Below are 24,267 nucleotides of genomic sequence, written 5' to 3' on the forward strand. Positions count from 1 at the left end.
CTCAGACGGCATGGGAGGGTAGGAAGCTGTAGAACCTGTGCACCGTTGCGCCGCAAAGGCCCCGGACTACTACCTCTGCCCCCAGTTCTGACCGGCGCAGGCTCAGCTCTACGCCTCGGAGAGTTCCTCCCGGCGAGTGAGCCTCCAGCGGCCCCAGCGCTTACGGGCCGCATCAGCGCTGATCCCGAACGGTTCGGCGATCTGCTCCCAGGTCGCCCCGGCGGCCCGCTCCTCGATGACGCACACGCGCACCAGGTCCCGCGTGAGGTCTTCCAGGACGGCGGCCGCCAGGGCGAAGACGCCGGGCCACCGGTCCTCCTGCAGCACAGCGGCCAGCAACACCTCGCGGATGGCCTGCACCTGCTCATCGACGCGGTGGCCGACAGTGGCGAGCGCCAGACGCTCGGGCGCCGCCGCCCTCGCGCGGCGCCGGTCGCGGTACGCCCGGTCCCGGCACAGCTGCGGCCGTGCGCAGTACCGTCGTCGTACAGAGCCCTCGCCGAGCGGCCGGCCGCACCACCAGCAGCACGGGCCCTCGGGGCCGCTGTCGCCCATGAGCGGCTGTACGGACAGGGGAGCGGCAGCACCAAGGGCGGTCTACTCGTAGACCTTGGCGATCACAATGATCCGCACCCGCCGCCCCCTGCCCGGGACACCGGTCTCGGTGATGGCCCGCAACACCGTCCGTCCGTTCCTGGACAGATCCTCGACCTCGGCCTTCAGGTGCTCGGCCCACAGACGGAAGTCCTCACGGAAGTGGTCCTGCTTGCGGATCTCCGCCATCAGGACGCCGCCGTACGTCACGGTCCAGCTCACCGCGGGCAGGTTGAACTGGATGCCGTCGTGCAGCGCATCGAGCAGGGCCCGAGCGGCCTCGTCCTGCTGCCGGTGAGTCGTGGCGGACTCCACCATCGTGTCGGTCATGATCAGCTCTTTTCGGTCCTGAGGACGGAGAAACGGGGCTCGTCCGGCTACCCGCGGCCCACTTTGCGGCTGGTGTCTGAGCTAGGACTCCAGGGCCGGGTGGCGGGGGCCTGGTCGTCGGGGGCGGACGGGGTGGCCGTACAGCAGGCGTCGCCGGTCTGGACGGGGCTCTTGCCGAGGGTGTCGGCGTCGGCCTTGACGACGTAGACCTCCCAGGGCTCGCGGCCGGGGCCGTGGACCCAGACCTTGTCCTGGAGCGCGTAGCAGCAGGAGGTGTCGTTCTCCTCGAAGGTGGCCAGGCCGGCGTCCTTGAGGCGGTCGGTGGCGGCCGTGACGTGGTCGGTGCTCTCGACCTCGACGCCGAGGTGGTCCATTCGGGTGTCCTGGCCGGGCTCGCCCTCGATGAGCACGAGCTTGAGCGCGGGTTCGGTGATCGCGAAGTTCGCGTAGCCGGGGTGGCGCTTGGCCGGTTCGACGTCGAAGAGCTTGGAGTAGAAGGCCACCGACGCGTCGAGGTCGGCGACGTTGAGGGCGAGCTGGACTCGGGACATGGCGATCTCCTCGATCAGCTTGTATCGATCGACTTCGATGCAAGATTGCGCCTTGGATCGAAGAACGTCAACATAGACGTATGTCGAATCAAGAGTTCATGATGTTCGGGCAGGACGGCCCGGACGGCTGCTGTCCCGGGCTGCTGACCGCACCGCTCGCCGAGGACCAGGCGACCGAGTTGGCGAGAGTCTTCAAGGCTCTGGGGGACCCGGTGCGGCTGCGGCTGCTGTCGATGATCGCCTCGCGCGCGGGCGGCGAGGTGTGCGTGTGCGACCTGACTCCGGCGTTCGACCAGTCGCAGCCGACGATCTCCCACCACCTCAAGCTCCTGCGCGAGGCCGGGCTGATCGCCTCCGAGCGCCGGGGGACGTGGGTGTACTACCGGCTGCTGCCGGAGATGACCGACCGGCTCGCCGGGATCCTCACCCGCCCCGCCGGGCAGCCCCTGCCCGAGCCGGCCGAGGCTCCCTCGTGACCGGCCCGGCCACGGCTCCGGTGGCGGCCCGGCTGTCCTTCCTCGACCGCTACCTGGCCGTGTGGATCCTCGCCGCGATGGGCGCCGGCCTCGGACTTGGCCGCCTCGTGCCCGGGCTGGGGAACGCGCTGGCGAAGGTCACCGTCACCGGGGTCTCGCTGCCGATCGCCCTCGGGCTGCTGGTGATGATGTACCCGGTGCTGGCCAAGGTCCGCTACGACCGCCTCGACACCGTCACCCGCGACCGCCGTCTCCTCATCCCGTCGCTGGTGCTGAACTGGGTGCTGGGACCTGCGGTGATGTTCGCCCTGGCCTGGCTGTTCCTGCCGGACCTGCCCGCCTACCGCACCGGGTTGATCATCGTCGGGCTCGCCCGCTGCATCGCCATGGTCATCATCTGGAACGACCTCGCCTGCGGCGACCGAGAAGCCGCAGCCGTCCTCGTGGCCCTGAACTCGGTGTTCCAGGTGATCGCCTTCGCTGGCCTCGGCTGGTTCTACCTCTCCGTCCTGCCCGGCTGGTTCGGCCTCGAACAGACCGCGCTCGACGGGTCGGTGTGGGAGATCGCCCGCAGCGTGCTGATCTTCCTGGGCATCCCGCTCGCCGCCGGCTATCTCACCCGCCGCCTGGGCGAGAAGGCCAAGGGCCGCACCTGGTACGAGACGAAGCTGATCCCGCGCATCGGCCCGTTCGCCCTGTACGGGCTGCTGTTCACGATCGTCGTGCTGTTCGCCCTCCAGGGCGACGCCATCACCTCCCAGCCGCTCGACGTCGCGCGAATCGCGCTGCCGCTGCTGGTGTACTTCGCCGTGATGTGGGCCGGTTCCATGGCGGTCGGCCGGGCCGCCGGTCTGGACTACCCGCGGGCGACGACGCTGGCGTTCACCGCCGCGGGCAACAACTTCGAGCTGGCCATCGCGGTCGCCATCGCCACCTTCGGCGCCACCAGCGGCCAGGCCCTCGCCGGGGTCGTCGGCCCCCTGATCGAGGTTCCCGTCCTCATCGGCCTCGTCTACGTCGCGCTCGCCGCGCGGCGCTTCTTTCCCTCACCCGCCGACGACCGGTCGGCCGTCCCGGAAGGTTCCGCCCGTGTCTGAGTCCAAGCCGTCGGTGCTGTTCGTGTGCGTCCACAACGCCGGACGCTCCCAGATGGGCGCCGCCTTCCTCACCCACCTCGGTGGCGACGGCGTCGAGGTCCGCTCCGCCGGCTCGGCCCCGGCCGAGACGGTCAACCCGGCCGTGGTCGAGGCGATGTGCGAGGTCGGCATCGACCTCTCCGCCCAGACGCCGAAGCTGCTGACCCGCGAGGCCGTCCAGGCGTCCGATGTCGTCATCACCATGGGCTGCGGCGACGCCTGCCCCGTCTTCCCCGGCAAGCGCTACCTCGACTGGAAGCTCGACGATCCCGCCGGGCAGGGCGTCGATGCCGTCCGGCCGATCCGCGACGAGATCGAACAGCGCGTCCGCGGCCTGCTCACCGACCTCGGCATCGAGGTTCGTGCCTGACCACGGTGGTTGCTTAGACGAGGAGCCGGGCTGCCTGCTGGCGGAGAAGCTCTGCCTCGGGCATGCCCCGGAAGCGGTTGAGCCGGGTCCGCATGTCCCCGGCAGCGGTGTGGACCTTCACCGAGCGGATGCCGTCCGCGCATTCGACGAATTCGCTCCAGGTCGCGAGTGCGCCGTCCACGTCGCCTTGCCGGAGCCGGACGCCGCCGAGGTCGGCCAGGACGATCGCGCGGGTGCGGCGGCGGTCAAGGCCGTGGATGTCGAGGGCGAGGCGGAGGTGTTCTTCGGCGGCGTCGAGGTCGCCGAGGCGGGCGAGGATCATGCCGGATTCGTGGGCCCACCGGCCGGGTGAGTAGTGGGCGGCCCAGGATTCGCCTGCGGTGGTGCCTGAGTGGCCGATGGCGGTCTCGGAGAGGGTGAGGTGGCGGGTGGCGAGCTTGCGGTCGTCGTCCTGGGCGGCGGCATTGGCGAGGGTCGCTTGGTAGTAGGCGACGGCGCGGGGGTTGTCGAGGTCCTTGCCATAGCGGACGCATGCTTCGGCGAGCTGGACGGCTTCGGCCTTGAATCCGAGGTCGGTGGCCTGGACGGCCAGGCCACGCAGGGCGGTGGCGGAGAGTTCGGGGTCGCGGGCTTCGGCGGCGAGGCGGTAGGCGTGCGCGTAGTACTGCTGGGCTCGCCCTTGGTGTTCGGGGTCGTTGCCTTCGTCCTGGGCCATCCAGCCGGCGAGGTGGACGAGCTGGGAGGTGGCGGCGAACAGCTCGCGGCCAGTGGCCTCGGTGTACTTGCCGTTGAGCCAGGGGGCGACGTCGTCGGTGAGGTAGCGCACGGCGAGGTGGCGGGCGTGTCCGCCGCCGAGTTCGGCGGCGGCGTCGCCGAGGGCTTTGACCATCTGTTGGACGGCGGTGACCTCGCCGGCGCCGACGCGGACGGCTCCGGCCGGGGCGGTTTTGGTGCGGCGGGTGATGCTGTCGAGGTCGGGCAGCGCGAGGGCGCTTAGGGCGTAACCGCTCGTGGCGGCCAGGAAGTTCCGGCGGTGCACGTCTCGCCTCCCCAGCTGGATGACTGAAGCCACGGTATCGGTGGCCTCCGCCTCACACGCGGCGGTTCGAGCCTGTCCGGAGGGCTCTAAGTCCAGGTCGAGAACCTGGACGACGTACGGGAGCCAGTGCGTCGGGGCCCGCTCGCCCTTCAGCCACCGGCGGGCGTACTGGCGCTCGATCGTGCCCGGGGGGCGCCCGGCGGCGACGCTGACTTCGCGGGCGAGCTTGGTGGGGCCCCAGCCGTGTTTCTCGCACGCCTGTCGGATGAGCTGGGCGAGTTCCTCTTTGGTCGGCACGACGCCGTCGCCTCCTGGCCTACACGGGCCTACAGCTGCCCTACATCCTGGCCCCTCCTCGCCCTGTCCATACGGCCGTTGACTGAAGCTCACCGCCCGAGATGCGTGGGCGGATGAAGCGGCAGCCGGCCCTCGGCGCCTGATCACCGTCTCCTCTCCACGTCGGCGGCCCGCTGCCTCCACCCCTGGGACGAGAAGGAGACGACGGTGACGTACACGTGCCGTACGACTGGCGGCAGGACGGCCCGCAGCGACCGGCTGGGGCCCATGCTCGGCTGGATCTGGGCCCTGGGCACCCTCGCCGCGGCCGGCAGCCTGGCCGCCGCCGTCCACCACGACCTCGACCACCCCGGGCAGGCCCCGGCCACCCTCTCCCTGCCGGACACGGCGACCACGGCGACGGGAGGCTGGCGATGACCGCCAGTTCGAGCACCATCGCCGCCGCCGAGGTCTTCACCTACGCGGACGAGAAGATCAAGCAGGCCGCCGCCGGACTGTGGCCGGGCGGCACCGCGCGGCTCGGCCAGCACACGCCAAGCGTCACGGCCTACGTCCGCCGCCTGACCGTGGACGGCCACCCGCTGTACGCGAAGGTCTCCCTGCTGGGCCTGTCGCTGGTCTCCGTGCTGCGGGGCACGGCCGGGGACTGGGCCCAGGTCCGCGCGGCCCAGGCCGCCTACCAGGGCTCGCCCGGTGCCCTGCTGGAGCGGGAGGCTAGGGGCCTGGCCATCCTCCAGGAAGCCGGAGCCCGGGCCTGCCCGGTGGCAGGTCTACACGGCGGGGTGCTGTTCACCGAGCCGGTGACGGGGCCGACGCTGGCCGACCTGCTGGCCAAGGCCCCGCACCAGACCGGCGAGCTGATGACCCGCGCGGTAGTCGAGCTCGCCGGCCTCCAGCAGCCCGCCGTCGCCCGGGCCGTCGATGAGGCGGCCATCACCGAGCGGGGCATCGGCTCGACGTTCGACCGGAAGTTCAACGGCATCAGCGGCCCCACCTACCTGCGCAAAGCCGGACAGGCCGGGGATGTGCTGGCAACGGTGGTCCTGCGGCTGAGGCGGCTGCGGCCCGCCCCGATGGCCGGGCACCGGCCGGTGGTCTACGGCGACCTCAAGCCGGATCACGTCGTCTTCCCCGACGGTGCCGACGGGCGGCCGGTCTTCCTCGACCCGGGCCTGGGCCGGGGACGGGCGCAGACCGATGCGGCCAAGCTGATCTCCCGGACCGTACTCGGCCTGATCTCCTCCTCACCGGACCTGGTGACGGCCGACGCGACAGCGAGGGGGATCGAGGAGTTCGCCGATGCCCTCACGGCCGACCTCGCCCCGGACGAGCGGGCCGAGTGGCTGCGGCACCTGGTGGTGCTGTGGCTGATGGACACCACCAACATCGTCAGCACCTACCTGACCTGCCCGCCCGACCTGCCCCTGCCCGAGCACGCCGGGAAGCTCACCGCCCGGGCGGAGACGGTGTGCGGCCTGCTGGAGAGCACGACCGCCGGCCTGGTCGCCGGGATGGACCCGCGGGCGGTGTGGCGGCTCGCGCTGGCCGACGTCGTGAAGGCGGCGAACCGGTGACGGCGGCGAAGGCCGGTGCGATCGGGGTGATCGGCGCCGGGGCCGTCGGCCAGAGCGTCGCCATGCTGCTGGCGGCCGGCAGCTGGTGCGAGTCCCTCCGCGTCGTCTCCCGAACGGGCCTGTCGGCCCGGGCCCTGGTGACCGACTTGGAGGACATGTGCCAGGTCATCGGCTCCCCCGTCCGGGCGGTTCACGCCGCCGGCCCGGGCACGCTGGCCTCCTGCGAGGCGGTGGTGGTCTGCCCGCGTGCCGAGTTCATCAACACCAGCCGTACCAACGTGCGGATGGCCGGGCTGAACGCGAACGCCCCCGTCATCGCCGCCCTGGCGGCCGCGCTGGCCCACTACCAGGGGCTGGTGGTCATGGTGACCAACCCCGTCGACGTCATGACCCGCCTGTTTACCGAGGTCTCCGGCTGCCCCCGGGTCTACGGGGTCGGCTCGAACACCGACACCGCCCGCTACCGCCTCACCCTCGCCCACCTCCTCGACGTGCCGGTGGAGGAAGTGGAGGGGCATGTGGTCGGCGAGCACGGCGACCAGGCGGTGGTCTGCGCGTCGGCCACCCGCGTGAACGACCGCCCCATCGAAGTGCCGGTCGGACAGGTCCGCCGCGAGCTGGCCAACCGCCCGGCCCGGATCAACGCCGGTCTCGGCCGCGCGCGCTGCGGCCCGGCCGGCGCCGTCATCGCCGCCCTCCGCGCGGGCCTGGGCCTGGACGACCGGGTGGTGGAGCTGTCCGTCAACCACGAGAGGCGGTGGATGGGAATCCCGTTGCGCTTCACCGCCGGAAGGCCAAGCGTGTGCCTCCCCCGGCTCGATGCCGCCGAGGCCCGTCAGCTGGTGGCCGCGGACGTCAAGCTCCGTGACGCCTACGAGCCGCTGGCCCGCCTGCACGTTCCCGCACGTCCCTCATGGAAATGGAAGGAGAAGACCGCAGTGACCAGGACCGCTACCCGCATCGCCACGGCCGCCCAGGCCGTGACCGTCACCAGCAACACGCCGGTGGTCACCGAATGGGCCATCCGCTACTTCGGCCCCTGGTGGAACGCCACCAGCACTACCGCCGCCGCCGACGGCCCGCAGGTGATCGCCGACGTCAACCCCGACCGCGTCACCGAGATTGCTCAGCGCGTGGCCGACCACGCGCATGAGGAGACCGTCTACGCGAACACGAGCATGCTCTTCGACCGGGAGGACGACGGCACCGTGCTCGCCTCTCAGCCCGACAACAAGCTCGCCTACCGGGCCGAGCCCGGCGGCCCCTTGCGCATCTACGGCGGCGAGGACGTCCCCGTCGCCCTGGCCGCCGCCCGCCTCGCCCGCGAGGTGGTCCGCGGCCAGCTGGTGGCCGACGGCTGGTCCATCCTGCACGCCTCCGCCGTCGTCCGCGACGGCCAAACCGTGCTGACCCTGGGCGACAAGGGCGCCGGGAAGACCACCACCGCCCTTCTCCTGGCCCGGGCCGACTGGCAGCTGCTGGCCAACGACCGCGTCTTCATCCGCCGCGAGAACGACCGGCTGCGGGTCCTGCCCTGGCCCTCGGCCGCCGCCATCGGCCTCGGCCTGCTGGACGCCCTCGGCTGGTACGACCAGGTCCGCGACCGCGTCCAGCGCGGCGAACAGCTCCACCCCACCCAGCATCAGAAGGTCACCGACGCCCTTCACGCCGGCAGCCGCACACCCTTGTGGAAGGAGTCCGGCAAGGAGCTCAAACCGCAGTTCTTCCCCGACCAGCTCCACTCCTGGCTCGGCCTGACCCTGGCCACCGAAGGCCACGCCGCCCGCATCCTCTTCCCCCAGATCACCCCCGGGGCCGAGCCCGCGCTCCTGGACGAAGACCGCACCGTGGCGGCTAGTGACTTCTTCACCGTCGGGACCGAAGACCGCTACCCCGACGTCTTCGGCCTCCTCCCGGCCGACCTGCCCGGCACCCAGCCCCTGCTCGAACTCCTCGGCGAGCTTCCCCGCCATGCGATGGTGCTCGGGCACGACGTGAAGGCCAACACCGACTTCCTCCAGCAGATCGCCGCCTGACCAGGCTGAAGCCGGGCGCCCCCGCAGGGGCGCCCGGCCCGCGCTTGCTTCCGCCACAACTCCGCCAGCAGCACGGCCGGTTGTCACGCCCCGCCGCCATCATGAGCCCATGGCCGGAGCAGTGTCGGGAGGCCATCGCCTGGCGGATGCACGAGGCCGTGACGGCCCAGGCGCGGGCGAAGGTACGGGAGTGGGAGTCGTTGCGCCGGCGGGAGGAGGTCCGGGCCGCCCGGGCCGCCGCCGTTGCTGCCGCCCGCCCCGACACCGCATGCCCGGCGACCGAGGTCTTCGGTGTCCCGCTCGTGCTGCCGGACCTGCCCGGGCCGCGCCCGGCCAGCGTGCCGGAGACGACCGGTGACGCGGTCGACCAGGCCGCCTCCCGCCAGCGTGCCTGGCGCAGTGCCCAGGACCTGTGCCCGGAGCACGGCACCCGCCCGGGCTCGGCGTGGACCTCGCCCGTGTCGCGCTCCGCGCCGCACGACAAGCCGCCTGCAGCACCGGCGGCCGCCCCCTCCAGCCCAAGACCCGCACCGCCGCACCGGCCCGCCGCGACAGTCGCGATCCGATGAACCTGGCCGGCGCGCTCGCGGCGCTGGTCGACGAACGGGCCTGGAAACCCCCAACGGCCGGCGCGACCCTGCACGAACGGTGGACAGCGATCGCCGTTCGCCGCCGCCACCGGCGCGCACGCCTCTCGGCCCGCCGCGCGACTCCAGCACCGATACCGGCGTGACCCCGACACCCCGTCGCCTCAGGTGATCCCCCCCACGCCGTACGCTCTTGCAATAGTCGAACTCAAGAGCGCTATTCATGAGTTCCTGATTCCCTGTCGGGTCAAAAGGAGACGGTTATGTGGGGGCGGCGGCGCAAGGCGGACGGTCGGCTCGAGGGAGCGGCCCTCGCGGAGCTGATGGACGCGATGGAGCTGACGGGGCAGACGTACGCACGGCTCGACCGCGAACTCGCGCGCTTCGAGGGGACCCTGGCGGAGATCCACTCCCTGCTCGGTCGCGGTGACGGCGTACCGGTGCGCACCTTGCAGACCCAGCTCGCACCGGCCCAGCAGGTGCTGGAGCCCTGCCGGGAGGCGCGGATCCACTACGAGGAGACGCGCGACCTCTGGCGTCGCCCCGAAACCGAGGACGCCTCGGCGCTCGACGAAGCGACCGCGCAGTTCCACGGGCTCGCCGAGGCCGCCGAGGAACTACTCGACTCCCTCACGTCCACGAACGACGCCTTCGTCGGCCTGCGGGACAAACTGGTGGCCCTTCCCGGGAAGATCGCTCCGATACGCGAGCGCATCCGCGCCTCCCTCGCCGCCGCCCGCGCCGAATTCGCCCAGCCCGGCGGCGCGGCGGGCCGGTTCACCCTGGAGGCTCAGTTGCACGCCGCCGAGGACCGGCTGCGCGACCTGGACGCCGGCCTCGTGGACGCGGAGGGCCGCAAGGTCACCGACCTCTACCGCGACCTCGAGGTGCGGATCGCTGAGGTCCGCGACGCGCTGACCCGTGAGGCCGGCTGACGCTCCGGCCGTCCCGCAACTGTCCCGCCCGCAAGCCCGGCGGCTGGCGAGCTGTGCCCCCGACAAGGCGCCAGCATCGGCCGCGCGGAGGGTGTCCACCAGGTCGGGGAAGCGGCCTTCGCGCCGGGCCGCCGCGAGCCGAGAGCTTCAGCCGGCGGTATATCGGCGGGGTGTTCGGGATGAGGCCGGCCGCGACCAGGCGGTAGTGGACCTGGCGCAGCGTGACGCTGCCCTGGTACTCGGCGACGATCTCCCGTGCCCGGTCCACGACGCGGGTGTTCACGAGTGGGTCTGACGTGCTGCGATGGCGTTCGCCAGAGATCGCTTCCCGAATGCACGGAGATCGTTTCCCAGTTCCTGGTCGCTTGAGCTGATGATGGTCGGCGAGAACGGAGGGGCCCTGGTGGGTGGCGTGCTCGCCGGGCGGGAGCGAGCCCTCCTGCCCGGCTGTGGTCCGTCGTCACGGCATGGGCCCGGGCCCCTCACATCCGCCGGTGCAGCAGGCTCAGGCGCAAGACGTAGGTGGCGGCGCCGAGGGCCATCAGCCAGTAGAACGGCGAACCGCTTCGTCCGCCGGCCAGCTCGCCGATGAAGCTGCCGAGGTTCGCCAGGGTCAGCACCACGCCCGTGGCCGCCCAGGCGGACCGGCCCATCAGGGCGAAGCGCTCGTCGGATTCCCCGGCGACCCCTCGATAGGTCTCACTGCGGCGGCCGAGCAGAACCAGGACGAGACCGCAGGCCGCCATGATGCCCAGCATCACCAGCCCGAGGCCGGGGCGCCCGCCGACGGCGGCGGCCACCAGACAGACAACGCCGGCCCCGAGGAAGAACAGTGGTATCGACCGGTGCGCCGCCTTCTCAACCAGCTGCTCAGTCGTCATCGGCATGGAACATCTCCTCAATGCTGACCCCGAAGAACCTGCCCAGGGCGAAGGCGAGCGGCAGTGACGGCGTGTACCGCTCCGTCTCGATGGCGTTGACCGTCTGCCGCGAGACTCCGAGAGCGACCCCCAGCTGCCCCTGGGAGAGCCCGCGCGCCGACCGCAGTTCTCTGACCCTGTTTCTCACCTGTCAAGCATGCTTGTCACCCGTCGGAGGTGTCAAGCTAGCTTTACAGGGAAGAGGGTCCTCGACGGAGCCGGCGGCCGGTTGAGGGCTCAGAGCGGCCCGACCGTCCTGCGCACAGCCGCGGACCGGCTCGCCGACCGCACACGGCCCCGCACCCCCGGCCCGTACGCTGACCACCGCCGCGGACTGACCCCGCCTATGCGTGGGCACGGCCGGGGACGGGCTGGACCGGCAAGCGGTCCTGGAGCTCCAGACCGCGCTCACCCCCCCATAGGCGGTGAACAGCCGTCCGGCTCCGAGCACCTACCGGCGGTTCCGTGGGCGAGTTCGAGGGTGAGGAACTCGTTGGGGCATGCCGCCGCGAGGCGGTGGAGCGCGTCATTCTTCTGCGGGTCGACGGCCAGGCGTCAGCGAGTCCTTACGGTGGCCCAGTCGGCGATGTACCGGCAGACGTAGCCGGTGGCGGGGCGGGAGTCGTTCCGCAGTGTTTTTGTCGGCTTTCGCGCGATTCGACTGGGCGTTGGCCGCGACCTGGGAAGCCTCCGGTGGGGTCAGGCAGCGTTTCCAGTGGAAACGGCCGCAGTCGCTGGACGGCCCCCGCGACGTTCCCCGAGCCGCATCGGTCAGGGACCTGCCACCAGCCACAGGATCAGCACGGCGTCGAGTTCCTCGCTGTAGCGGTACACCACCGAGATGCCGCGGCCGCCGGTCTCCTCCGGCAGCAGGTCGACCACCTGCAGGTCGCTGTCGGGCATGGGGTGGCCCTGCCGGGGATCGGCCTCCAGGGCCGCGCGGACACTGTCGACGGCGGCCCGCTCTCTCCAGGTCAGCTCGATGCGGGCTTTCTCGGCGGCATCGGTCGGGCCCGCCGCCGACCTCAAGCTGTCCTTCGACGACGAGGAGTCTGAGCTTTTGAGACCTGCCGACGCGCTAAAACCCTCGGAGTCGGCGGCCTGGGTGGCCAAGGCCCCGTCTGGGGCAGGCCCGCATCAACCGCGACGCGGACTAGGCCGCGGGCAGGCCGGCAGCCCGCTCGGCCCGTGGCCTGGCCTCCGGCCCCGTTCCCGCGCTTGAGCCCGGCACTGCCCTGGAGCCGGCTGCGGCGACGGTGCCCGCGCAGCCGGTGAGGACGAGGGAGTCGGCCTCGCCCGGCTGCAGGGTCGGGCGCCACTGCTGTACCGATGTTCCCCAAGGCCGGTGAGGCCCGTTCGTGCAAGACGTGCCGACCCGCCCGTCACAAGGTGCCGTCCGTCGGTCGGCAACGACCGAGCGCGAGCTCTCAAGCGCCTTGCCGGGGAACGGACCGACCGTGTCCAGCCGGTGCCGGCTCTGCCAGCCACACGGAGGTGACAACGGATCAGCGTCTCCTGACGCGACCGCAGGGTCGCAACCGACGAGCGCGCCTACCGGGCTCCGCCCGCCGCAGGCCGACCGCCCGCCCGCGGGCGGGCCTGTTCCGCGAAGCCGGCTCACACGGCGGGGCGTTCGACGGCGAGTCCGACGCCGAAGGCGGCCAGAATCGCCCCGCCCGCACGGAGGATCGCGCGGGTGACGCGGGCGCTGCGCAGCATCTTCGCGGCGGCGCTGAAGACCAGGGCGTAGGCGACGAGGGACAGGAAGCCGATGACCGCGAACAAGGCGCCGAGGACCAGGGTGTCGGCGGGGCGGGCGCCGTGGTCGAGGAACTGGGGGATGACGCTGGTGAAGACGATCACGGTCTTGGGGTTGGACAGGTCGCTGATGAGCCCTTCCCGAAAGGCGCGCCCCCGGCCGACGGGCTTGCCGCCGGCCGGGGCCGGCGGCGCGGGCTCGGGAGAGTCGGCGGTAACACGGGTGATCAGGAGCTTGATGCCGAGGTAGAGGAGGTAGGCGGCGCCGAGGTAGCGGACCGCGTCGAACGCGATCTGCGAAGAGACCAGCAGAGCGGTCAGGCCCGCAGCCGACGCCCCCGCCCACACCATGTCCGCGGCCAGCACACCCAGGGCAGTCAGGAGCGCCGGAGCGCGGCCCCGCGCCACCGCGCTCTTGAGGACCAGCATCACCGCGGGACCGGGGATGACGACCATGACCACGGACAGGGCGCAGAAGGCAGGTATCGACGACATGGGCGCATTACATCGTGCCGTTCGCCGGCGGCTCAAGAACCTCGTTCCCGGCCGATCGGTCAAGCGTGCTGAACGTCCCGTACCCCCACGCTCAACCATCCGACGGCGGCCGAGGCTGCGAAGCCGTCACGTCACGACCGTGCCGTGAGTGCGAAAGCCAGGAACCGGTGATGTGGGCGCTCAGCCAGTCGCGAAGTGGACTGCAGTTCCGAATTGCCGGGCACTACGCCGCCATTACGGCTGTGCCAGCACACGGAGCCGTTCAGGGGCCAATTAAACAGCCAGTGAATGGGCGCGCGATCACGGTGATACTCACGGAGTCGGCTTCAAAGTGCAGGTTCCCACAGCCTGGCTCAAGGCGCAGGCGCTAGCCGGTCGCGTAGAAATCTGGGAAGGCTTCACCGAGGACCACTTGGAGTACGTCATCTATAAAGAAGCGTTCAGTGAGTTCAATGTGTTCCCGCGGTCTCCATGGAGCGGGAAATGACAGCCGAACGACCGCGCCTCCCTAAAGCGCAACAAGGACGTCCCCGCGGGGGACGGCTCAGCCTGGCCCGGCTCGCAGCCGGGCCGAAGGGCGTGCCCTCCGGGCACGACTGCGCTGTCCGTCGCGCTTCGTGCGACCACGGCGGCCACCCCTGCGAGGGGCGCGGCGCACACCCCGGCCCCACCACCGGGAAACCCGCAGATGCGCAGATGAGGGTCTAGCCGGTCTCGTGGGTCGTCCCGGGCGGCGCGTGACAGCTGACCCTGCTCTCGGGGGCAGCCCGCACAAGCCCGCACCCGCACCCCTGACGCCGACGGCCCATCGCCGCCGCCGGTCCACGCCCCCACCGCTCCGCCAATCCATGTGATCCAGTGGCGCGGCCGGGTGATTCACCGATCCGACGACGGGCTTTGCCGCGTGGTGATGGCCGTCCGGAAGCCAAGGCATCCAGTGTGGTGGTCCATGAGGCAGACGGAGGTGGAGGTGATGCGTGGTGCCCCAGCTCATGTGCAGGAGATGGGACGGCAATGACTGGTCGGCGGAGCGGCCGCTCCAGACCAGTGGCGGGGCGAAGCTCGCGATGGGCGCCCAGCCGGCTCTCGCGGCGTACTACCCGCCCAAGGGGAACGAGCTGCTGTACTGCATGGGCCCGGGAAAGGCCTCGGGAAGTATCCAGTGGACGTGCAGCGAGGACGGAATCGTCTGGCAGCCTCTGCGGAACACCAGCCAGGGCACCGCGGACGACTCCGTCGGACTCGCGCCCTTCGGCGGTTCGCTGTGCGCCGTCTACAACCGGGCGGCCCAGCAATACTGGATCGCTGGGAAGGGCCAGGGATCGGGTCTGACCTGGTCGGACGAGACCCTGATCGGCCCGAAGCCGGACAGCCCGGCCGCGACGTCGCTGGCGTCCCTGGGGTCGAGCCTGGTGTCGGTGTACGTCGATGGCGGCGGTACCCAAAACTCGCTGGCCTACCGGGTCTACGACACGGGGGCGCTGAAGCCGAAGTGGAGCGCCCAGCAGCAACTCGGCAGCGGCCAGCGCTCCGCCAAGAACAACGCGCAAGCCCTGGTGAAGGACCGCTTGGTGTGCGTGTACGCGGACTTCACGGGCCAGGGCGGCTACTGGCTGTCGTGGACGACGTACGACGGTGACGGCTGGAGTGGCGGGCGCCCCGCCGTGGACAAAGCCGGCAACAAGATCGTGGACACCTACCGGGTGGCGGCGGTCGGATACCGGGACAGGCTGTTCTGCGTCTACTCGCCCGGTACCGGGGGGCTGGGCTGGAGCGTGATGCACGTACCGACGGACTCCGGCGGCGGCGCCCAGTGGGACCAGGCGTACTGGGACACCTCCCAGACGCTGACGTCAGACAGCAATGCGTACGCCCCGGCGCTGGCCGCGTACAACGGCAACGTCTACTGCGTCTACCTCATGGACTGAGCGACCGGATCACCCACGCCGCCGTCCGCTGCCGGCCGCGTCCGCCGCCGGCCGAGCCGGCCGCGGGGTTCTCGCAGGCAGCGGGCGGCACCCTCAAGGAAGGAAACAGTGGACATGGCCGACGAGAGCAAGTACGACAAATGGTTCGCGCAGCGGCGCGTCCTGACCGACGACGAGCGCCTGGAGTTCATCGCCACGCGCCCGCTCAGGCAGGCGAAATACCCGCCGAAGGACAGGAAGCCGGTCAGCGACGACAAACCGTCCGCGAACGTCGACGCCGGGAGTCTCGTGTCGTTCGTGTCGGGAGTCAGCGGCCAGGCCCGCGAGGACACCCTCAACTCGACCCTGCTGGCCCAGCTCGCGGCCGACGTGAAGTTCAAGCGGGAGTCGGACACCAGGGACTGGTACGACTACTACAAGTGGGTGCTGGGCAATATTTTCTGGACGATCCAGTCCTTCAGCTTCGAGACGTTCGGGTCCGGCACCAAGACGTTCAAGATGGACGAGGTCATCATCAAGGTCCTGGAGAGCCTTCTCACCGACAACGAGAAGGCGCTGTTGGAGGCGACCATCCAATCGCTGAAGGCCCTGGCCGACGACGACCGCCGCGTGACGATCTTCAACCAGGAGAGCGTGAAATCGACCAAGGGCAACTTCCAGGCCGCGGTTGCCAAGGACGACAAGAACGACGTGGTGCTGCGGATCGGCGCGTTCTACTTCACCACCAATACAGAGGTGACGCGGCTGCTGTGGGCAGAGTTCACCAGCAGTGAGACGTCGCTGTACAAGGGCACTCAGGAAATGGTCCTCAACCGCGCTTCCAGCGGGTACCCGCAGGTGCGCGACCAGATCGTGAAGAAGCTCGGCACCCGCGCCAAGCAGTTCGTCGACGACCTGGACATCGGAGGCTGAGCCGTCCACCGCCGCCCGGGGGACGGCCGCTCGCGGCGCGGGCCGTCCTTCAGGCGGGCGGGTCGTACTCGGTGAGGAGCTGGATGTCCAGCATCCTCTTCACCGTTTCGATGCGGCTGGCGAAGCACTTGCCTGCCGGACCCTTCTCGTCGTTACCGCCGCACAGCAGGGCGACCGGCCAGCCGTCCAGATTGTCGCCGGTATCCGCGATCCACAGCGAGCCGGAATCTCCCCCCAGAGAGATGAATTCCTTCGGGCCCTTGTTCTCGGCGACGGTGATCTGCTCGCGCATTCCCGCGACGAACCCCGCGCTTCCGTCCGGCGGGTGCAGTCTCACCTTCACACCGATTTCGGTGACCCGGCCCCGGGTCAGGCCGGTGGTGCGCCCGTACTTGCGCACCTCCAGCCCTACCGTGGCTGACCGATGTCTGCCGTGGAAGGGGATCAGGGAATCCTGATCGTCCAGCACGAGACGGCTTTTGGGCGCCAGAACGGCGCAGCGGGCAACGGCCGCGTCCACCAGTGCCCAGGTGCCCTCAGGCTGGCTCGCCTCGACCAACGGTACCCAACTCTCCAAAAACGCCACGGAGTTGTCGGCCTTCACGCCTCCGTCGCCGGGCCCCGGCTGGAGGATCTGATCACCGATCTTGGGGTCGTCCTTGCCCGGTTGATCCGTGGGGGAGATCCGGGTGCGCAGGGCGATGACATGGTTGTTGCTCAGGACGACGGTCTCTCCCGTCGTCTGCCGGACCGCCAGACAGCCCAGGGTTCCCGAACCGCCCACCCGGATATGACCGGTGGAGATCCCGGCACAGTACGGACGCCGTTTCTTCGTCCGGTCGGGCAGGGCGACCCGTTGCGCCGACGCCCGCTGCTGCCGGACCATCCCGGTGACGTGCACGACCAGCGGAAGCTCCTGTGCGGTCGCCTCCCCCACCAGGGGGGCCAACAGGGCACGGAGGTCGGCCGTGGTCGCGGCGTTCACCACGTGGACGGACACCGCCCATTGACCGTCCGGGAAGGGGTCACGGGTCAGCCCCACGGCGACGATGTTCGCCGGACTGCCCGCCCGGGCGTCCACGCCGACCGCCTCCGCGGCCATCGCCTCGGCCAGCGCATCACGCCCGGCCAGGATCCGCGGCGGAACCTCCGCGTAGGGAGTGTCCTCGTGCGGCATGGCGCCGCTCCTTCCCGCGGGGGCGCCACCTCGTCGCGACAGCCCGGACGACACCTGCGACGACCTGCGATATAGACGGCGCCTCGCTCGTTGTGTCCCCTTGTTCCAGCATGCGAGTCCGTACGCGCGGCGCAACCGGGGCCGGGGCGGGCTCAGGGAGGCGGCGACAGTATCGGCCGGGAACGCCGCGGCGCTTCACGACGGCCTGGCCCCGGCAGATCGCGGTTAGGCGTTCTTGTACTCGGTGTCGTCGGAGGTGTCGAAGTTGTCGGTGCCGAGCGTCACCGCGACGACCTCGCCCGCGTCCAGCACGAGGGGTGCCTCGTAGACGGGGGCGGTGGTCTGCATCGTCTGCTCCATGATCTTCTCCTTCTCTCCGGTTCGGCCGCCCGGCCGACGGGGAGTTGATGCCGCCGGGCTTGTGACAAGAAGTCAACGCCGGTACGCGCACCGGCAGTAGAGTCCGAGCCGGGCCAAGCGGTATATCGGGTATACGAGGGCAGGGCCCCATGACCTCACGCACACCGAACCACCAGCTCAAGGCACTGATCGACGAGTCTGGGCTTCCCTACGAGGGCGTCGCCCGGGCGGTGCGGGCCGTCGCCACGGAGAGCGGCCAGCGCCTGGCGACCAACAAGTCGGCCGTCCACCACTGGACCCAGGGCGCCGTCCCCGCCGAGCCGACGCCCCAGTACCTGGCCGAGGTGTTCTCCCGGCGCCTGGGCCGCCGCGTCACGCTCGAAGACCTCGGCCTGCCCTCCCTCGGGGCCGGTGAAGATGACAGCATCGGGCTGACGCTGGACGTGGACCCCGTCGAAGCTCTCACCACGATCGGAAGGGCCGATGTGAACCGCCGCCGATTCCTCGCCGCCTCGGCGTACTCCATGGCCGCTGCCGTCCTGTCCCACCAGACCGTCCAGGAGGCTGCGGCCCGCACCCCCGCCGCCGCCACTGGCAGGGTCGCCGGGCACGCGGATGTCGCCGCGGTGCGCGAGATGGTGCGGCTGTTCATGGAGATGGACGAGCGCCACGGCGGCCAGCACGGCCGTTCCGCGTTCGTGCAGTACCTGGTCACCGACGTCGCCGAGCTGTGCCGGGGCCGCTTCGCCAGCGACGCCATCCGCGCCGAGGCACTATCTGTCGCCGCCGCCGGCGCCCACCTCGCCGGGTGGAAGGCATACGACTACGGCGCACAGGGGCTCGCCCAGCGGTACTACCTCCAGTCCCCGGCCCTGGCCCGCGCCTCCGGCATCCCCGGCCAGGACGGGTTCGTGATGCGCACCATGTCCCAGCAGGGCATGAAGCTGCACCGGCCCGAGCACTGCCTCGCCCTCGCCGAAACCGGCTGGGCTAAGGCCAAAGGGAAGGTGGACCCGCGCACGGAGGCCCTGTTCGCCATCACCCACGCCCACGCGCCCGCCAAGACCGGCCAGCACAAGGCCGCGTTCGCCGACGTTGACCGTGCCCACGCCGCCCTCGCGGCCGGGCAGGATGCGGACGTGCCGTTCTGGGCCCTGGCCTGGGGCCCGCCCGCCGCCACCGTCCACTCCCGCACCGCCAAGGTCTTCGAGACCGTCGGCGACCGGCCCAACGCCGCGAAGGAGTACGCCACGGCCGCCGCGAGCCGCCCCGGCGCCACCTACGCGCGCATCATCGCCCTCGACCTCGTCGCCCAGGCCGAGCAGCAGGCCCAGCAAGGCAGCTTCGAGCAGGCATGCGCCACCTGGCACCGCGCGATCGAGACCATGGACGGCGTCCGATCCACCCGCACCCGCAAGGCCGTCCGCTCCATGCGCTCCGACCTGCGCCCCTACCGGGCCCGCGGCCTGCGTTGCGCTGCCGAGCTGGACGAGCGCGCCCGCCTCTTCCTCACCCAGGCCCGCTGACAGGGGCCGGCCTGCGGGCACGGTGCCGGACTCTTTTCACCGCAGGAGGCGTTGCCGCGATAGCGGCTTCTCCGTGTTCTCCCACCTGCTCGCTCCCACCGAGCCTGCCCAGCTCCCCTCCGTCGTCCGCCTTCAGAACATCGAGCAGATCCTGGACGCCGCGAACGTCGTCTCCGGCTGGGACAACGCCTACGGCGGAGGCGGCATCGTCCGCCAAGTCGCGACGGCTCAGCTGAAATGGGCCTCCGCCCTGCTCGAATGCCGCTGCCCCGAGAAAATCCGCCACCAACTCCTCGCGGCTGCGGCGCGATTGGGCATGGTCGTCGGCGCCACCGACTTCGATGCCTACGCCCACGACGACGCGCGCCGCGTGTTCGCCCTCGCCGCCGCTTGCGCCGAGGAGGCGGGGGAGTGGCGCCTGCGTGCGAAGGTCTACAGCTTCCGGGCACGGCAGGCCGTCTGGCTCGGTGACGCGGACACCGGGCTCACCCACGCGGAACTGGGCCTCGCGCGTCCCGAGCGGCTCACCGCCACCGAACTCGCCATGCTCCACACCGCCCGCGCCTTCGCGAAACTCGGCGGCGATGTCGAGGCCGCCCTAAGGGCCGTTGGGGAAGCAGACGAAGCATTCTCCCGCCGCGTTCCCACGATCCGCCCTGGATGACCTACTACGACGAAGCTCAGCACCAGGGTGATACCGGACACGCCCTGTACGACCTCGCCCTCGTCGGCCACCACCAGCCGGCGGCCGTGCATCGCTTCAGCACCGCGGTGCGACTGCACACCGACGCCTACGTGCGGTCCCGGGCGATGTCCCGAACCAAACTCGCCGCTCTGCACATGGCCGTCGGTGATCCGCGTGAGGCCGTCGGCATGGCGGAACTCGCCCTGGAGGACGTCGGCCAGATGCGTTCCCGGCGTGCGGCGGAGGGGCTTCGTGAACTCGCCACCTTCGCATATCGACACCGCGCCATACCGGAGGCCAGGGAACAGTACGGCGCCTTTCGCCGCGCCTACGGGGTGGACGTGACCTTGTGGTCCGGCTACCCGGTGTTGGCCGGCATTCGTGAACTACGCATGGTCAGCTTCGCACTCCAGATCGCCGACGAGCACGCACACGCGCGTGCCGAGGCACAGCACCGCGTCGACTGCCTGCGCGGCCGGAAGGGGCCACGCCCGTGGACCTGGACAGCCGTGCCCTGATGGGGTCCTGCCGAGGTAGTCCCGAAGGCTGCGGGTGGTCGGTATCGGCTGCTTGCGGGTGTACTCGTCATCCGTGCCGCCCACTGTTGTCCGTGATCACACTGAGTCTCGTCGGGGGCGAGTACGGCGGCGGCACGCGATGTCCGCCAGATCGTACGACGCCTCGCCGCAGGCGTCAGCCAGCCGGTCCGTCCAGGCTCTGACGACGGCCATCAGGGCCTCTGATGCCTGCGCGAACATCGACGACCGGGAGCCTGCGTGCGGGGCGTACTGACTCGCCCGGAGCGGGCGCCGGGGACAACCGCGAGGGATCCGCCTGCGGGTCTGTTCAGGAGGTAGCGGGTTCGTGCACCAGAGCGCGACGTAGTTGTTCGAGTTTTGGTGGCAGGAGGTGCGAGAGCCCGTAGCGGTGGCGTCCGGTGTTGTAGCTGCGGATCAGTCCGCGCTGCTGGAGTGGCATGCCGGCGCGGCGGTGGGTGAACGAGTTGTCGTCGCCGCTCGAGGCTCCGGTGTGGTTGTGGGCGAGTGAGACCCATAGGGCTGTGCAACTGCCTTCCAACGTCTCGGTCAGTACCGCACGGGCGGCGAGCCACCGCGCTAGAGCAGCCGTACCCAGAGGCGAAAGAGGAACGGCCTCCAGCTGGGCTTCGGCGTGGGTGCCGTGCTGTGGGTAGCGGGTGACCTGGATGCTGCTGCCGTCCGAGGCGAGGTGATCGATGCGCTGAGCCACGAGTTCGCCGGCCCGTGCCTGGGTGTCGAGCACGACGGCCAGCAGGGCGATGAAGCGCGCGTGGCCCGGCGCTGCGGTTCGGTGTACGTCTTGGCGGAGGCGTCGTCGTAGGGCTCGCAGCGCTTCACCGTGGGGGACGGGCCTCAGTTCGACGGCCGCCGTCGGGCGGGTGACGAGGGCAGGAAGGCCTGCCGCCTGTCGGATGATCTCCAGGCAGACCAGCCGGGCGGCGTTGGTCGATTGCGAGGTCGGTGGCTTCTCCCCGTTGACCAAGCGGCTGCGCAACGCGCCGGTCTCCGCTGTCTCGACGTAACGTCCCAGCACGGCCTCGTCGAGGAGCTTCAGGAGGCTGCGCCGGGTTCCGTCGGGCAGTGCGCCCTGTTCAAGCGCGGTGGTCAGCTCTTGACGCACCATGCCGAGTTGACGCTGACGGGACGGGCCGACCGACAGGGTGCCGATGAGCTCGTCGAGAGCCGCGATGGATGAATGGGGCACTCCGCCATTGTGCGATACCGAAGCCTTGCACGCCGCCAATAACAGGCCCCGTGCGATCGTGCAAGCAGCCGCCCCTAACGGGGCGAGAGAGAAAACCAGCAGCTGGGGGAGGAGAGGGCCCCGTGGCCGTTGTACGGATGTTGCGGAGCGCGACTTCTCTGTGGGGCTACGCTGGTCTTGTCGCAGTTTGACAGTGTTCCGGTCGGCGGTCGCCGACCGCACCATGCGAAGGCTGGGGACCACTTGGAGACCACACGCTGCGCCCGCGAACGGGCAATGTGAACCGAAGTGAACGAACTGTCGGGTCGTTTTGTCCTGACTGTCGAGGGTATGGCGTCCTGTCACTTGCTGGGGGTCAAGGGGTCGCAGGTTCAAATCCCGCCGTCCCGACCGGGAAAACGCCCTCTGATCTGCGGAAACCACAGGTCAGAGGGCCTTTTTAATGGTCTGGCGACCAGGTCGCCTGATGGGCCGTCAGGTGCTTGGGGACCGCTTCGGCCTCGGGGGACATCGGTACAGCGGTTGACGCCAAGCCGGTGATCATGGTCAGGCGGGGGCCCCGAGAGCGGTGACGCGGTTCGCGTGCTCGCGGCGGGTCTTGCGCTGGGCCGGGATCACAGCGGTTCCAGGGGCGCCGTCGAGAGGCTGGGCGAGGTCGAGAAGCCGGCGGTGGGCCGCGGGCGCGGCGGTGACACGCAGGGTAGAGGCCCCGGCGTCCTGGCTCGGACGCCAGCCGCAAAGTAGGTCGCGGGCAGCCGGACGAACCCTGTTTCCCACCCCGTGACGCCGTCGTCAGCTTGTTGGCCCCTGAGCGCCTGGGCGTGGACCGCCTGACGGGCCGTTCTTCAAGCGGCTGGGTGCTGTGCTGGGGGTGGCACTGTCGGCGGTCGGCGCAGCTCTGGTGTCCCGGCTCCGATCGGAGCGACCACGCCGACGCAGAAGAGGCCGCCGCTGACCAGGGCTGTTGTTCCTGACGTGAAGGCCGCGACGAGGGCGTCGCCCGGCGGCCGGGCAGGCTCGGTCCGAACGGCCGCCTGGCTCTCCTCGCGCCGGTACGACCGCATGGCACGCATCGTCCGGCGCGTCAGGGGATCTGGGCCTCGATGTGGGCGAGGTGGGCGGCGAGGGTCTCTTCGAACGCGGCGCGGCGGTCTGCTGCGAGGGGGCGGATGTCGCGGGCGAAGTGGGCCAGGGCGGGGAAGCGTTCGGGGTCGGCGCCGAGCACGGCGACGCGGAACTGCTCCATGGCCTGTTCGTACTCCTTGGAGGTGGTGGCGCTGATGCCGGCCTCGGAGGTGATCAGCGCGGAGAGGAGGATCACGATGCGGTGGTAGTGCCCCGGGATCTCGTCGTCGGGCAGGCCGGACGCGCGCAGGGCCTGCAGCAGTTCCTCCATGACCAGCCGGGATCCGGCGCCGCCGGACCCGTAGCGGCCCCACACCGTGGCGATCTGGAGCTGCTCGCCGAACGCCTCGCGCAGGCGCAGGGCCAGGGCGGTGATGCGCTGCTTCCAGTCGCCCTCGGGGCGGTGGCCGTCCATGGCGGCCAGCAGGATCCGGTCGGCGACCGCGCGCATCAGCTCGGTCTTGTTGCGGAAGTGCCGGTAGAGGCTGGAGGAATCGGTTTCGAGCGCTGCGGCGAGCCGGCGCACGCTGAACGACTCGGCGTCGCCCGTGCGCAGCAGTTCCGCCGCCGTGTCCAGGATCTCCTCGGTCGACCATCGCCGTCGGCCCGTCATCTCGCCCCTCTCGTCCGAACTCAGCCCAACTGGTGCACTTGGCGATGCACGCACCGCGTGCATAATGGGGGCAACGCACTGTCCAGCCACAACGGCACACCCGGCATCCGGCCGGGAGGGGGAGAAGGACACATGAGTGAGGCCATTACCGCGATACGGCCGCCGGAGCCGGACTTCTCGGCAATCACGAGCGAGGAACTGCTCGCCTACCGCGACGCGGAGAACCGCTGGCGGGCGTCCGGCACGGCTCGGGCAATCCTCGGGGAACCGAATCCCGGCGCCGCGATCGTCTGGCAGCGGGTGGCACTACCCGGCCGCGACCTCCCGGTCCGGGTGTACCGGCCGGTGCCGACGGGAGACGGCGAAGCCGGCACCACAACCGCCCTGCCACTCGTGGTCCATGTGCACGGAGGCGGCTTCGTGGGCACGGCGGTGCAGTGCGACTGGACCAACAGTCACCTCGCCGCGGGACTGCCCGCGCTCGTGGTCTCGGTCGAGCACCGCCTCCTCGCCCCCGGCAGCCCGCTCGCGAACGCCGCCGACGACGGCTGGGACGTGCTCCGGCACGTGGTGCGGCACGCCGCGCGGTGGGGCATCGACCCGGCGCGCACGGCCGTCTTCGGTGAGAGCTGCGGCGCGTTGATCAGCGCGCTGGCGGCCCTCCGGGCCAGGGAGGCCGGCCTGGAGCTCACGGCGCAGGTGCTGGTCAACCCTGTGGTCGACGTGACAGAGACGATGTCCGACTACCCCTCGGCCGTCGAGTACGCATACAGCCCGGCCCGGGCCCTACCGCAACTGCGGCTCATCCAGCGGCTCGCCGTCCCGCCGGGAGGCGACGCCGGCCCCGTCTCGCCGCTGTACGCGGACGACCTGAGCGGGCTCGCCCCGGCGCTCGTGGTGGTGCCCACCCAGGACGCGGTCGCCGACCACGGCCGCCGCTACGCCGAGCGGCTGCGCGCGGCAGGGACCCCCGTACGGCTCACCGAATACCCGGGAGCGCGGCACGCGTTCCTCACCCTGCCCGGCGTGGAACCACAGGCCAAAGCCGCCCAGGCGGAGATCCTCGGGTTCCTCCGCGCAGCCCTGGCAAAGTGACGGAG

At 70.8% G+C, this 24,267-nt stretch carries 26 protein-coding genes; 14 read left to right on the top strand and 12 right to left on the bottom strand.

Annotation, left to right across the window (positions count from 1 at the left end; all coding sequences use genetic code 11):
* Window positions 1-108: 108 nt before the first annotated feature.
* From ACH4PU_RS34065 to ACH4PU_RS34075, 3 genes are read right to left on the bottom strand one after another with little or no spacing between them, the layout of a single operon-like run.
* On the bottom strand, window positions 109-555 hold the full coding sequence (locus ACH4PU_RS34065) for a hypothetical protein (protein WP_398281154.1): 447 nt from the start codon (window positions 553-555) through the stop codon (window positions 109-111).
* Between the two features lie 42 nt (window positions 556-597).
* Entirely contained in the window at window positions 598-924 is a 327-nt protein-coding gene (locus ACH4PU_RS34070) for a hypothetical protein (RefSeq protein ID WP_398281157.1), read from the bottom strand.
* Window positions 925-971: 47 nt separating this feature from the next.
* The gene (locus tag ACH4PU_RS34075) at window positions 972-1,475 is read right to left on the bottom strand and encodes an ArsI/CadI family heavy metal resistance metalloenzyme (protein WP_398281160.1); all 504 of its coding nucleotides are present in this window, start codon (window positions 1,473-1,475) and stop codon (window positions 972-974) included.
* Between the two features lie 80 nt (window positions 1,476-1,555).
* Here ACH4PU_RS34075 and ACH4PU_RS34080 point away from each other — a divergent pair, with 80 nt between their 5' ends.
* Genes ACH4PU_RS34080 through ACH4PU_RS34090 form a run of 3 tightly spaced genes read left to right on the top strand, consistent with a single transcriptional unit; the run spans window position 1,556 to window position 3,457 of the window.
* Window positions 1,556-1,951 (top strand): ArsR/SmtB family transcription factor, encoded by a 396-nt coding sequence (locus ACH4PU_RS34080; protein ID WP_398281163.1) that lies wholly within the window; start codon window positions 1,556-1,558, stop codon window positions 1,949-1,951.
* A complete protein-coding gene (gene arsB, locus ACH4PU_RS34085; RefSeq protein ID WP_398281166.1) occupies window positions 1,948-3,048 on the top strand; it encodes an ACR3 family arsenite efflux transporter in 1,101 nt (366 codons plus the stop codon). Before ACH4PU_RS34080 ends, arsB begins: the two co-directional genes overlap by 4 nt.
* Window positions 3,041-3,457: an arsenate reductase ArsC gene (locus ACH4PU_RS34090; protein WP_398281169.1), complete on the top strand. Its 417-nt coding sequence runs from the start codon at window positions 3,041-3,043 to the stop codon at window positions 3,455-3,457. Before arsB ends, ACH4PU_RS34090 begins: the two co-directional genes overlap by 8 nt.
* A 13-nt stretch (window positions 3,458-3,470) precedes the next feature.
* On the opposite strand, the gene ACH4PU_RS34095 is transcribed toward ACH4PU_RS34090, so the two are convergent.
* Window positions 3,471-4,793, bottom strand: coding sequence for a tetratricopeptide repeat protein (locus tag ACH4PU_RS34095; RefSeq protein WP_398281172.1), 1,323 nt, complete (start codon window positions 4,791-4,793; stop codon window positions 3,471-3,473).
* A 207-nt stretch (window positions 4,794-5,000) separates the two neighbouring features.
* Here ACH4PU_RS34095 and ACH4PU_RS34100 point away from each other — a divergent pair, with 207 nt between their 5' ends.
* The 5 genes from ACH4PU_RS34100 (at window position 5,001) to ACH4PU_RS34120 (ending at window position 9,925) form a co-directional block, all read left to right on the top strand.
* Window positions 5,001-5,210: a hypothetical protein gene (locus ACH4PU_RS34100; protein ID WP_398281175.1), complete on the top strand. Its 210-nt coding sequence runs from the start codon at window positions 5,001-5,003 to the stop codon at window positions 5,208-5,210.
* Window positions 5,207-6,367: a hypothetical protein gene (locus ACH4PU_RS34105; RefSeq protein WP_398281178.1), complete on the top strand. Its 1,161-nt coding sequence runs from the start codon at window positions 5,207-5,209 to the stop codon at window positions 6,365-6,367. Before ACH4PU_RS34100 ends, ACH4PU_RS34105 begins: the two co-directional genes overlap by 4 nt.
* On the top strand, window positions 6,364-8,403 hold the full coding sequence (locus ACH4PU_RS34110; RefSeq protein WP_398281181.1) for a hypothetical protein: 2,040 nt from the start codon (window positions 6,364-6,366) through the stop codon (window positions 8,401-8,403). Before ACH4PU_RS34105 ends, ACH4PU_RS34110 begins: the two co-directional genes overlap by 4 nt.
* A gap of 101 nt (window positions 8,404-8,504) precedes the next feature.
* Entirely contained in the window at window positions 8,505-8,972 is a 468-nt protein-coding gene (locus ACH4PU_RS34115; RefSeq protein ID WP_398281184.1) for a hypothetical protein, read from the top strand.
* Between the two features lie 281 nt (window positions 8,973-9,253).
* Window positions 9,254-9,925, top strand: coding sequence for a hypothetical protein (locus ACH4PU_RS34120; RefSeq protein ID WP_398281187.1), 672 nt, complete (start codon window positions 9,254-9,256; stop codon window positions 9,923-9,925).
* Between the two features lie 482 nt (window positions 9,926-10,407).
* Here ACH4PU_RS34120 and ACH4PU_RS34125 read toward each other — a convergent pair whose 3' ends face one another.
* The 4 genes from ACH4PU_RS34125 to ACH4PU_RS34140 form a co-directional block, all read right to left on the bottom strand.
* Complete coding sequence (locus ACH4PU_RS34125; protein WP_398281190.1) at window positions 10,408-10,812, bottom strand: hypothetical protein; 405 nt, start codon at window positions 10,810-10,812, stop codon at window positions 10,408-10,410.
* Window positions 10,796-10,993, bottom strand: a complete 198-nt coding sequence (locus ACH4PU_RS34130) for a helix-turn-helix transcriptional regulator (RefSeq protein ID WP_398281193.1) — start codon at window positions 10,991-10,993, stop codon at window positions 10,796-10,798. Before ACH4PU_RS34130 ends, ACH4PU_RS34125 begins: the two co-directional genes overlap by 17 nt.
* Window positions 10,994-11,616: 623 nt before the next feature.
* Window positions 11,617-11,874, bottom strand: a complete 258-nt coding sequence (locus tag ACH4PU_RS34135; RefSeq protein ID WP_398281196.1) for a hypothetical protein — start codon at window positions 11,872-11,874, stop codon at window positions 11,617-11,619.
* 588 nt (window positions 11,875-12,462) lie between these two features.
* Entirely contained in the window at window positions 12,463-13,098 is a 636-nt protein-coding gene (locus tag ACH4PU_RS34140) for a LysE family translocator (RefSeq protein ID WP_398281199.1), read from the bottom strand.
* 992 nt (window positions 13,099-14,090) lie between these two features.
* Here ACH4PU_RS34140 and ACH4PU_RS34145 point away from each other — a divergent pair.
* A complete protein-coding gene (locus ACH4PU_RS34145) occupies window positions 14,091-15,026 on the top strand; it encodes a hypothetical protein (protein WP_398281202.1) in 936 nt (311 codons plus the stop codon).
* Between the two features lie 114 nt (window positions 15,027-15,140).
* Entirely contained in the window at window positions 15,141-15,938 is a 798-nt protein-coding gene (locus ACH4PU_RS34150) for a hypothetical protein (RefSeq protein WP_398281205.1), read from the top strand.
* A gap of 49 nt (window positions 15,939-15,987) precedes the next feature.
* On the opposite strand, the gene ACH4PU_RS34155 is transcribed toward ACH4PU_RS34150, so the two are convergent.
* Together ACH4PU_RS34155 and ACH4PU_RS34160 are read right to left on the bottom strand one after the other, a co-directional pair.
* The gene (locus ACH4PU_RS34155) at window positions 15,988-17,115 is read right to left on the bottom strand and encodes a hypothetical protein (RefSeq protein WP_398281208.1); all 1,128 of its coding nucleotides are present in this window, start codon (window positions 17,113-17,115) and stop codon (window positions 15,988-15,990) included.
* Between the two features lie 225 nt (window positions 17,116-17,340).
* Window positions 17,341-17,475, bottom strand: a complete 135-nt coding sequence (locus ACH4PU_RS34160) for a lasso RiPP family leader peptide-containing protein (RefSeq protein ID WP_398281211.1) — start codon at window positions 17,473-17,475, stop codon at window positions 17,341-17,343.
* A gap of 149 nt (window positions 17,476-17,624) precedes the next feature.
* On the opposite strand from ACH4PU_RS34160, the gene ACH4PU_RS34165 reads away from it, so the two are divergent.
* From ACH4PU_RS34165 to ACH4PU_RS34175, 3 genes are all read left to right on the top strand, one after another.
* The gene (locus ACH4PU_RS34165) at window positions 17,625-19,001 is read left to right on the top strand and encodes a hypothetical protein (protein ID WP_398281214.1); all 1,377 of its coding nucleotides are present in this window, start codon (window positions 17,625-17,627) and stop codon (window positions 18,999-19,001) included.
* Window positions 19,002-19,074: 73 nt separating this feature from the next.
* Complete coding sequence (locus ACH4PU_RS34170; protein ID WP_398281217.1) at window positions 19,075-19,665, top strand: hypothetical protein; 591 nt, start codon at window positions 19,075-19,077, stop codon at window positions 19,663-19,665.
* The gene (locus tag ACH4PU_RS34175) at window positions 19,662-20,204 is read left to right on the top strand and encodes a hypothetical protein (protein ID WP_398281220.1); all 543 of its coding nucleotides are present in this window, start codon (window positions 19,662-19,664) and stop codon (window positions 20,202-20,204) included. The genes ACH4PU_RS34170 and ACH4PU_RS34175 overlap by 4 nt, the downstream gene beginning before the upstream one ends.
* A gap of 328 nt (window positions 20,205-20,532) precedes the next feature.
* Here the strand turns inward: ACH4PU_RS34175 and ACH4PU_RS34180 are convergent, their stop codons facing one another.
* Both ACH4PU_RS34180 and ACH4PU_RS34185 read right to left on the bottom strand, forming a co-directional pair.
* Window positions 20,533-21,429 (bottom strand): hypothetical protein, encoded by an 897-nt coding sequence (locus ACH4PU_RS34180; protein WP_398281223.1) that lies wholly within the window; start codon window positions 21,427-21,429, stop codon window positions 20,533-20,535.
* Window positions 21,430-22,513: 1,084 nt separating this feature from the next.
* Window positions 22,514-23,167 (bottom strand): TetR/AcrR family transcriptional regulator, encoded by a 654-nt coding sequence (locus ACH4PU_RS34185; protein WP_398281226.1) that lies wholly within the window; start codon window positions 23,165-23,167, stop codon window positions 22,514-22,516.
* Window positions 23,168-23,299: 132 nt separating this feature from the next.
* On the opposite strand from ACH4PU_RS34185, the gene ACH4PU_RS34190 reads away from it, so the two are divergent.
* On the top strand, window positions 23,300-24,262 hold the full coding sequence (locus tag ACH4PU_RS34190) for an alpha/beta hydrolase fold domain-containing protein (RefSeq protein ID WP_398281229.1): 963 nt from the start codon (window positions 23,300-23,302) through the stop codon (window positions 24,260-24,262).
* Window positions 24,263-24,267: the final 5 nt, after the last annotated feature.

The organism is Streptomyces sp. NPDC021100 (assembly GCF_044333095.1).
In the GTDB taxonomy this organism is placed as follows: Bacteria; Actinomycetota; Actinomycetes; order Streptomycetales; family Streptomycetaceae; genus Streptomyces.

Coding starts and splice junctions, on each gene's coding strand:
- ACH4PU_RS34065 (WP_398281154.1), bottom strand. CDS start 555: ATGGGCGACAGCGGCCCCGAGGGCCCGTGCTGCTGGTGGTGCGGCCGG.
- ACH4PU_RS34070 (WP_398281157.1), bottom strand. CDS start 924: ATGACCGACACGATGGTGGAGTCCGCCACGACTCACCGGCAGCAGGAC.
- ACH4PU_RS34075 (WP_398281160.1), bottom strand. CDS start 1,475: ATGTCCCGAGTCCAGCTCGCCCTCAACGTCGCCGACCTCGACGCGTCG.
- ACH4PU_RS34080 (WP_398281163.1), top strand. CDS start 1,556: ATGTCGAATCAAGAGTTCATGATGTTCGGGCAGGACGGCCCGGACGGC.
- ACH4PU_RS34105 (WP_398281178.1), top strand. CDS start 5,207: ATGACCGCCAGTTCGAGCACCATCGCCGCCGCCGAGGTCTTCACCTAC.
- ACH4PU_RS34115 (WP_398281184.1), top strand. CDS start 8,505: ATGAGCCCATGGCCGGAGCAGTGTCGGGAGGCCATCGCCTGGCGGATG.
- ACH4PU_RS34120 (WP_398281187.1), top strand. CDS start 9,254: ATGTGGGGGCGGCGGCGCAAGGCGGACGGTCGGCTCGAGGGAGCGGCC.
- ACH4PU_RS34125 (WP_398281190.1), bottom strand. CDS start 10,812: ATGCCGATGACGACTGAGCAGCTGGTTGAGAAGGCGGCGCACCGGTCG.
- ACH4PU_RS34140 (WP_398281199.1), bottom strand. CDS start 13,098: ATGTCGTCGATACCTGCCTTCTGCGCCCTGTCCGTGGTCATGGTCGTC.
- ACH4PU_RS34145 (WP_398281202.1), top strand. CDS start 14,091: ATGTGCAGGAGATGGGACGGCAATGACTGGTCGGCGGAGCGGCCGCTC.
- ACH4PU_RS34150 (WP_398281205.1), top strand. CDS start 15,141: ATGGCCGACGAGAGCAAGTACGACAAATGGTTCGCGCAGCGGCGCGTC.
- ACH4PU_RS34155 (WP_398281208.1), bottom strand. CDS start 17,115: ATGCCGCACGAGGACACTCCCTACGCGGAGGTTCCGCCGCGGATCCTG.
- ACH4PU_RS34160 (WP_398281211.1), bottom strand. CDS start 17,475: ATGGAGCAGACGATGCAGACCACCGCCCCCGTCTACGAGGCACCCCTC.
- ACH4PU_RS34165 (WP_398281214.1), top strand. CDS start 17,625: ATGACCTCACGCACACCGAACCACCAGCTCAAGGCACTGATCGACGAG.
- ACH4PU_RS34175 (WP_398281220.1), top strand. CDS start 19,662: ATGACCTACTACGACGAAGCTCAGCACCAGGGTGATACCGGACACGCC.
- ACH4PU_RS34185 (WP_398281226.1), bottom strand. CDS start 23,167: ATGACGGGCCGACGGCGATGGTCGACCGAGGAGATCCTGGACACGGCG.
- ACH4PU_RS34190 (WP_398281229.1), top strand. CDS start 23,300: ATGAGTGAGGCCATTACCGCGATACGGCCGCCGGAGCCGGACTTCTCG.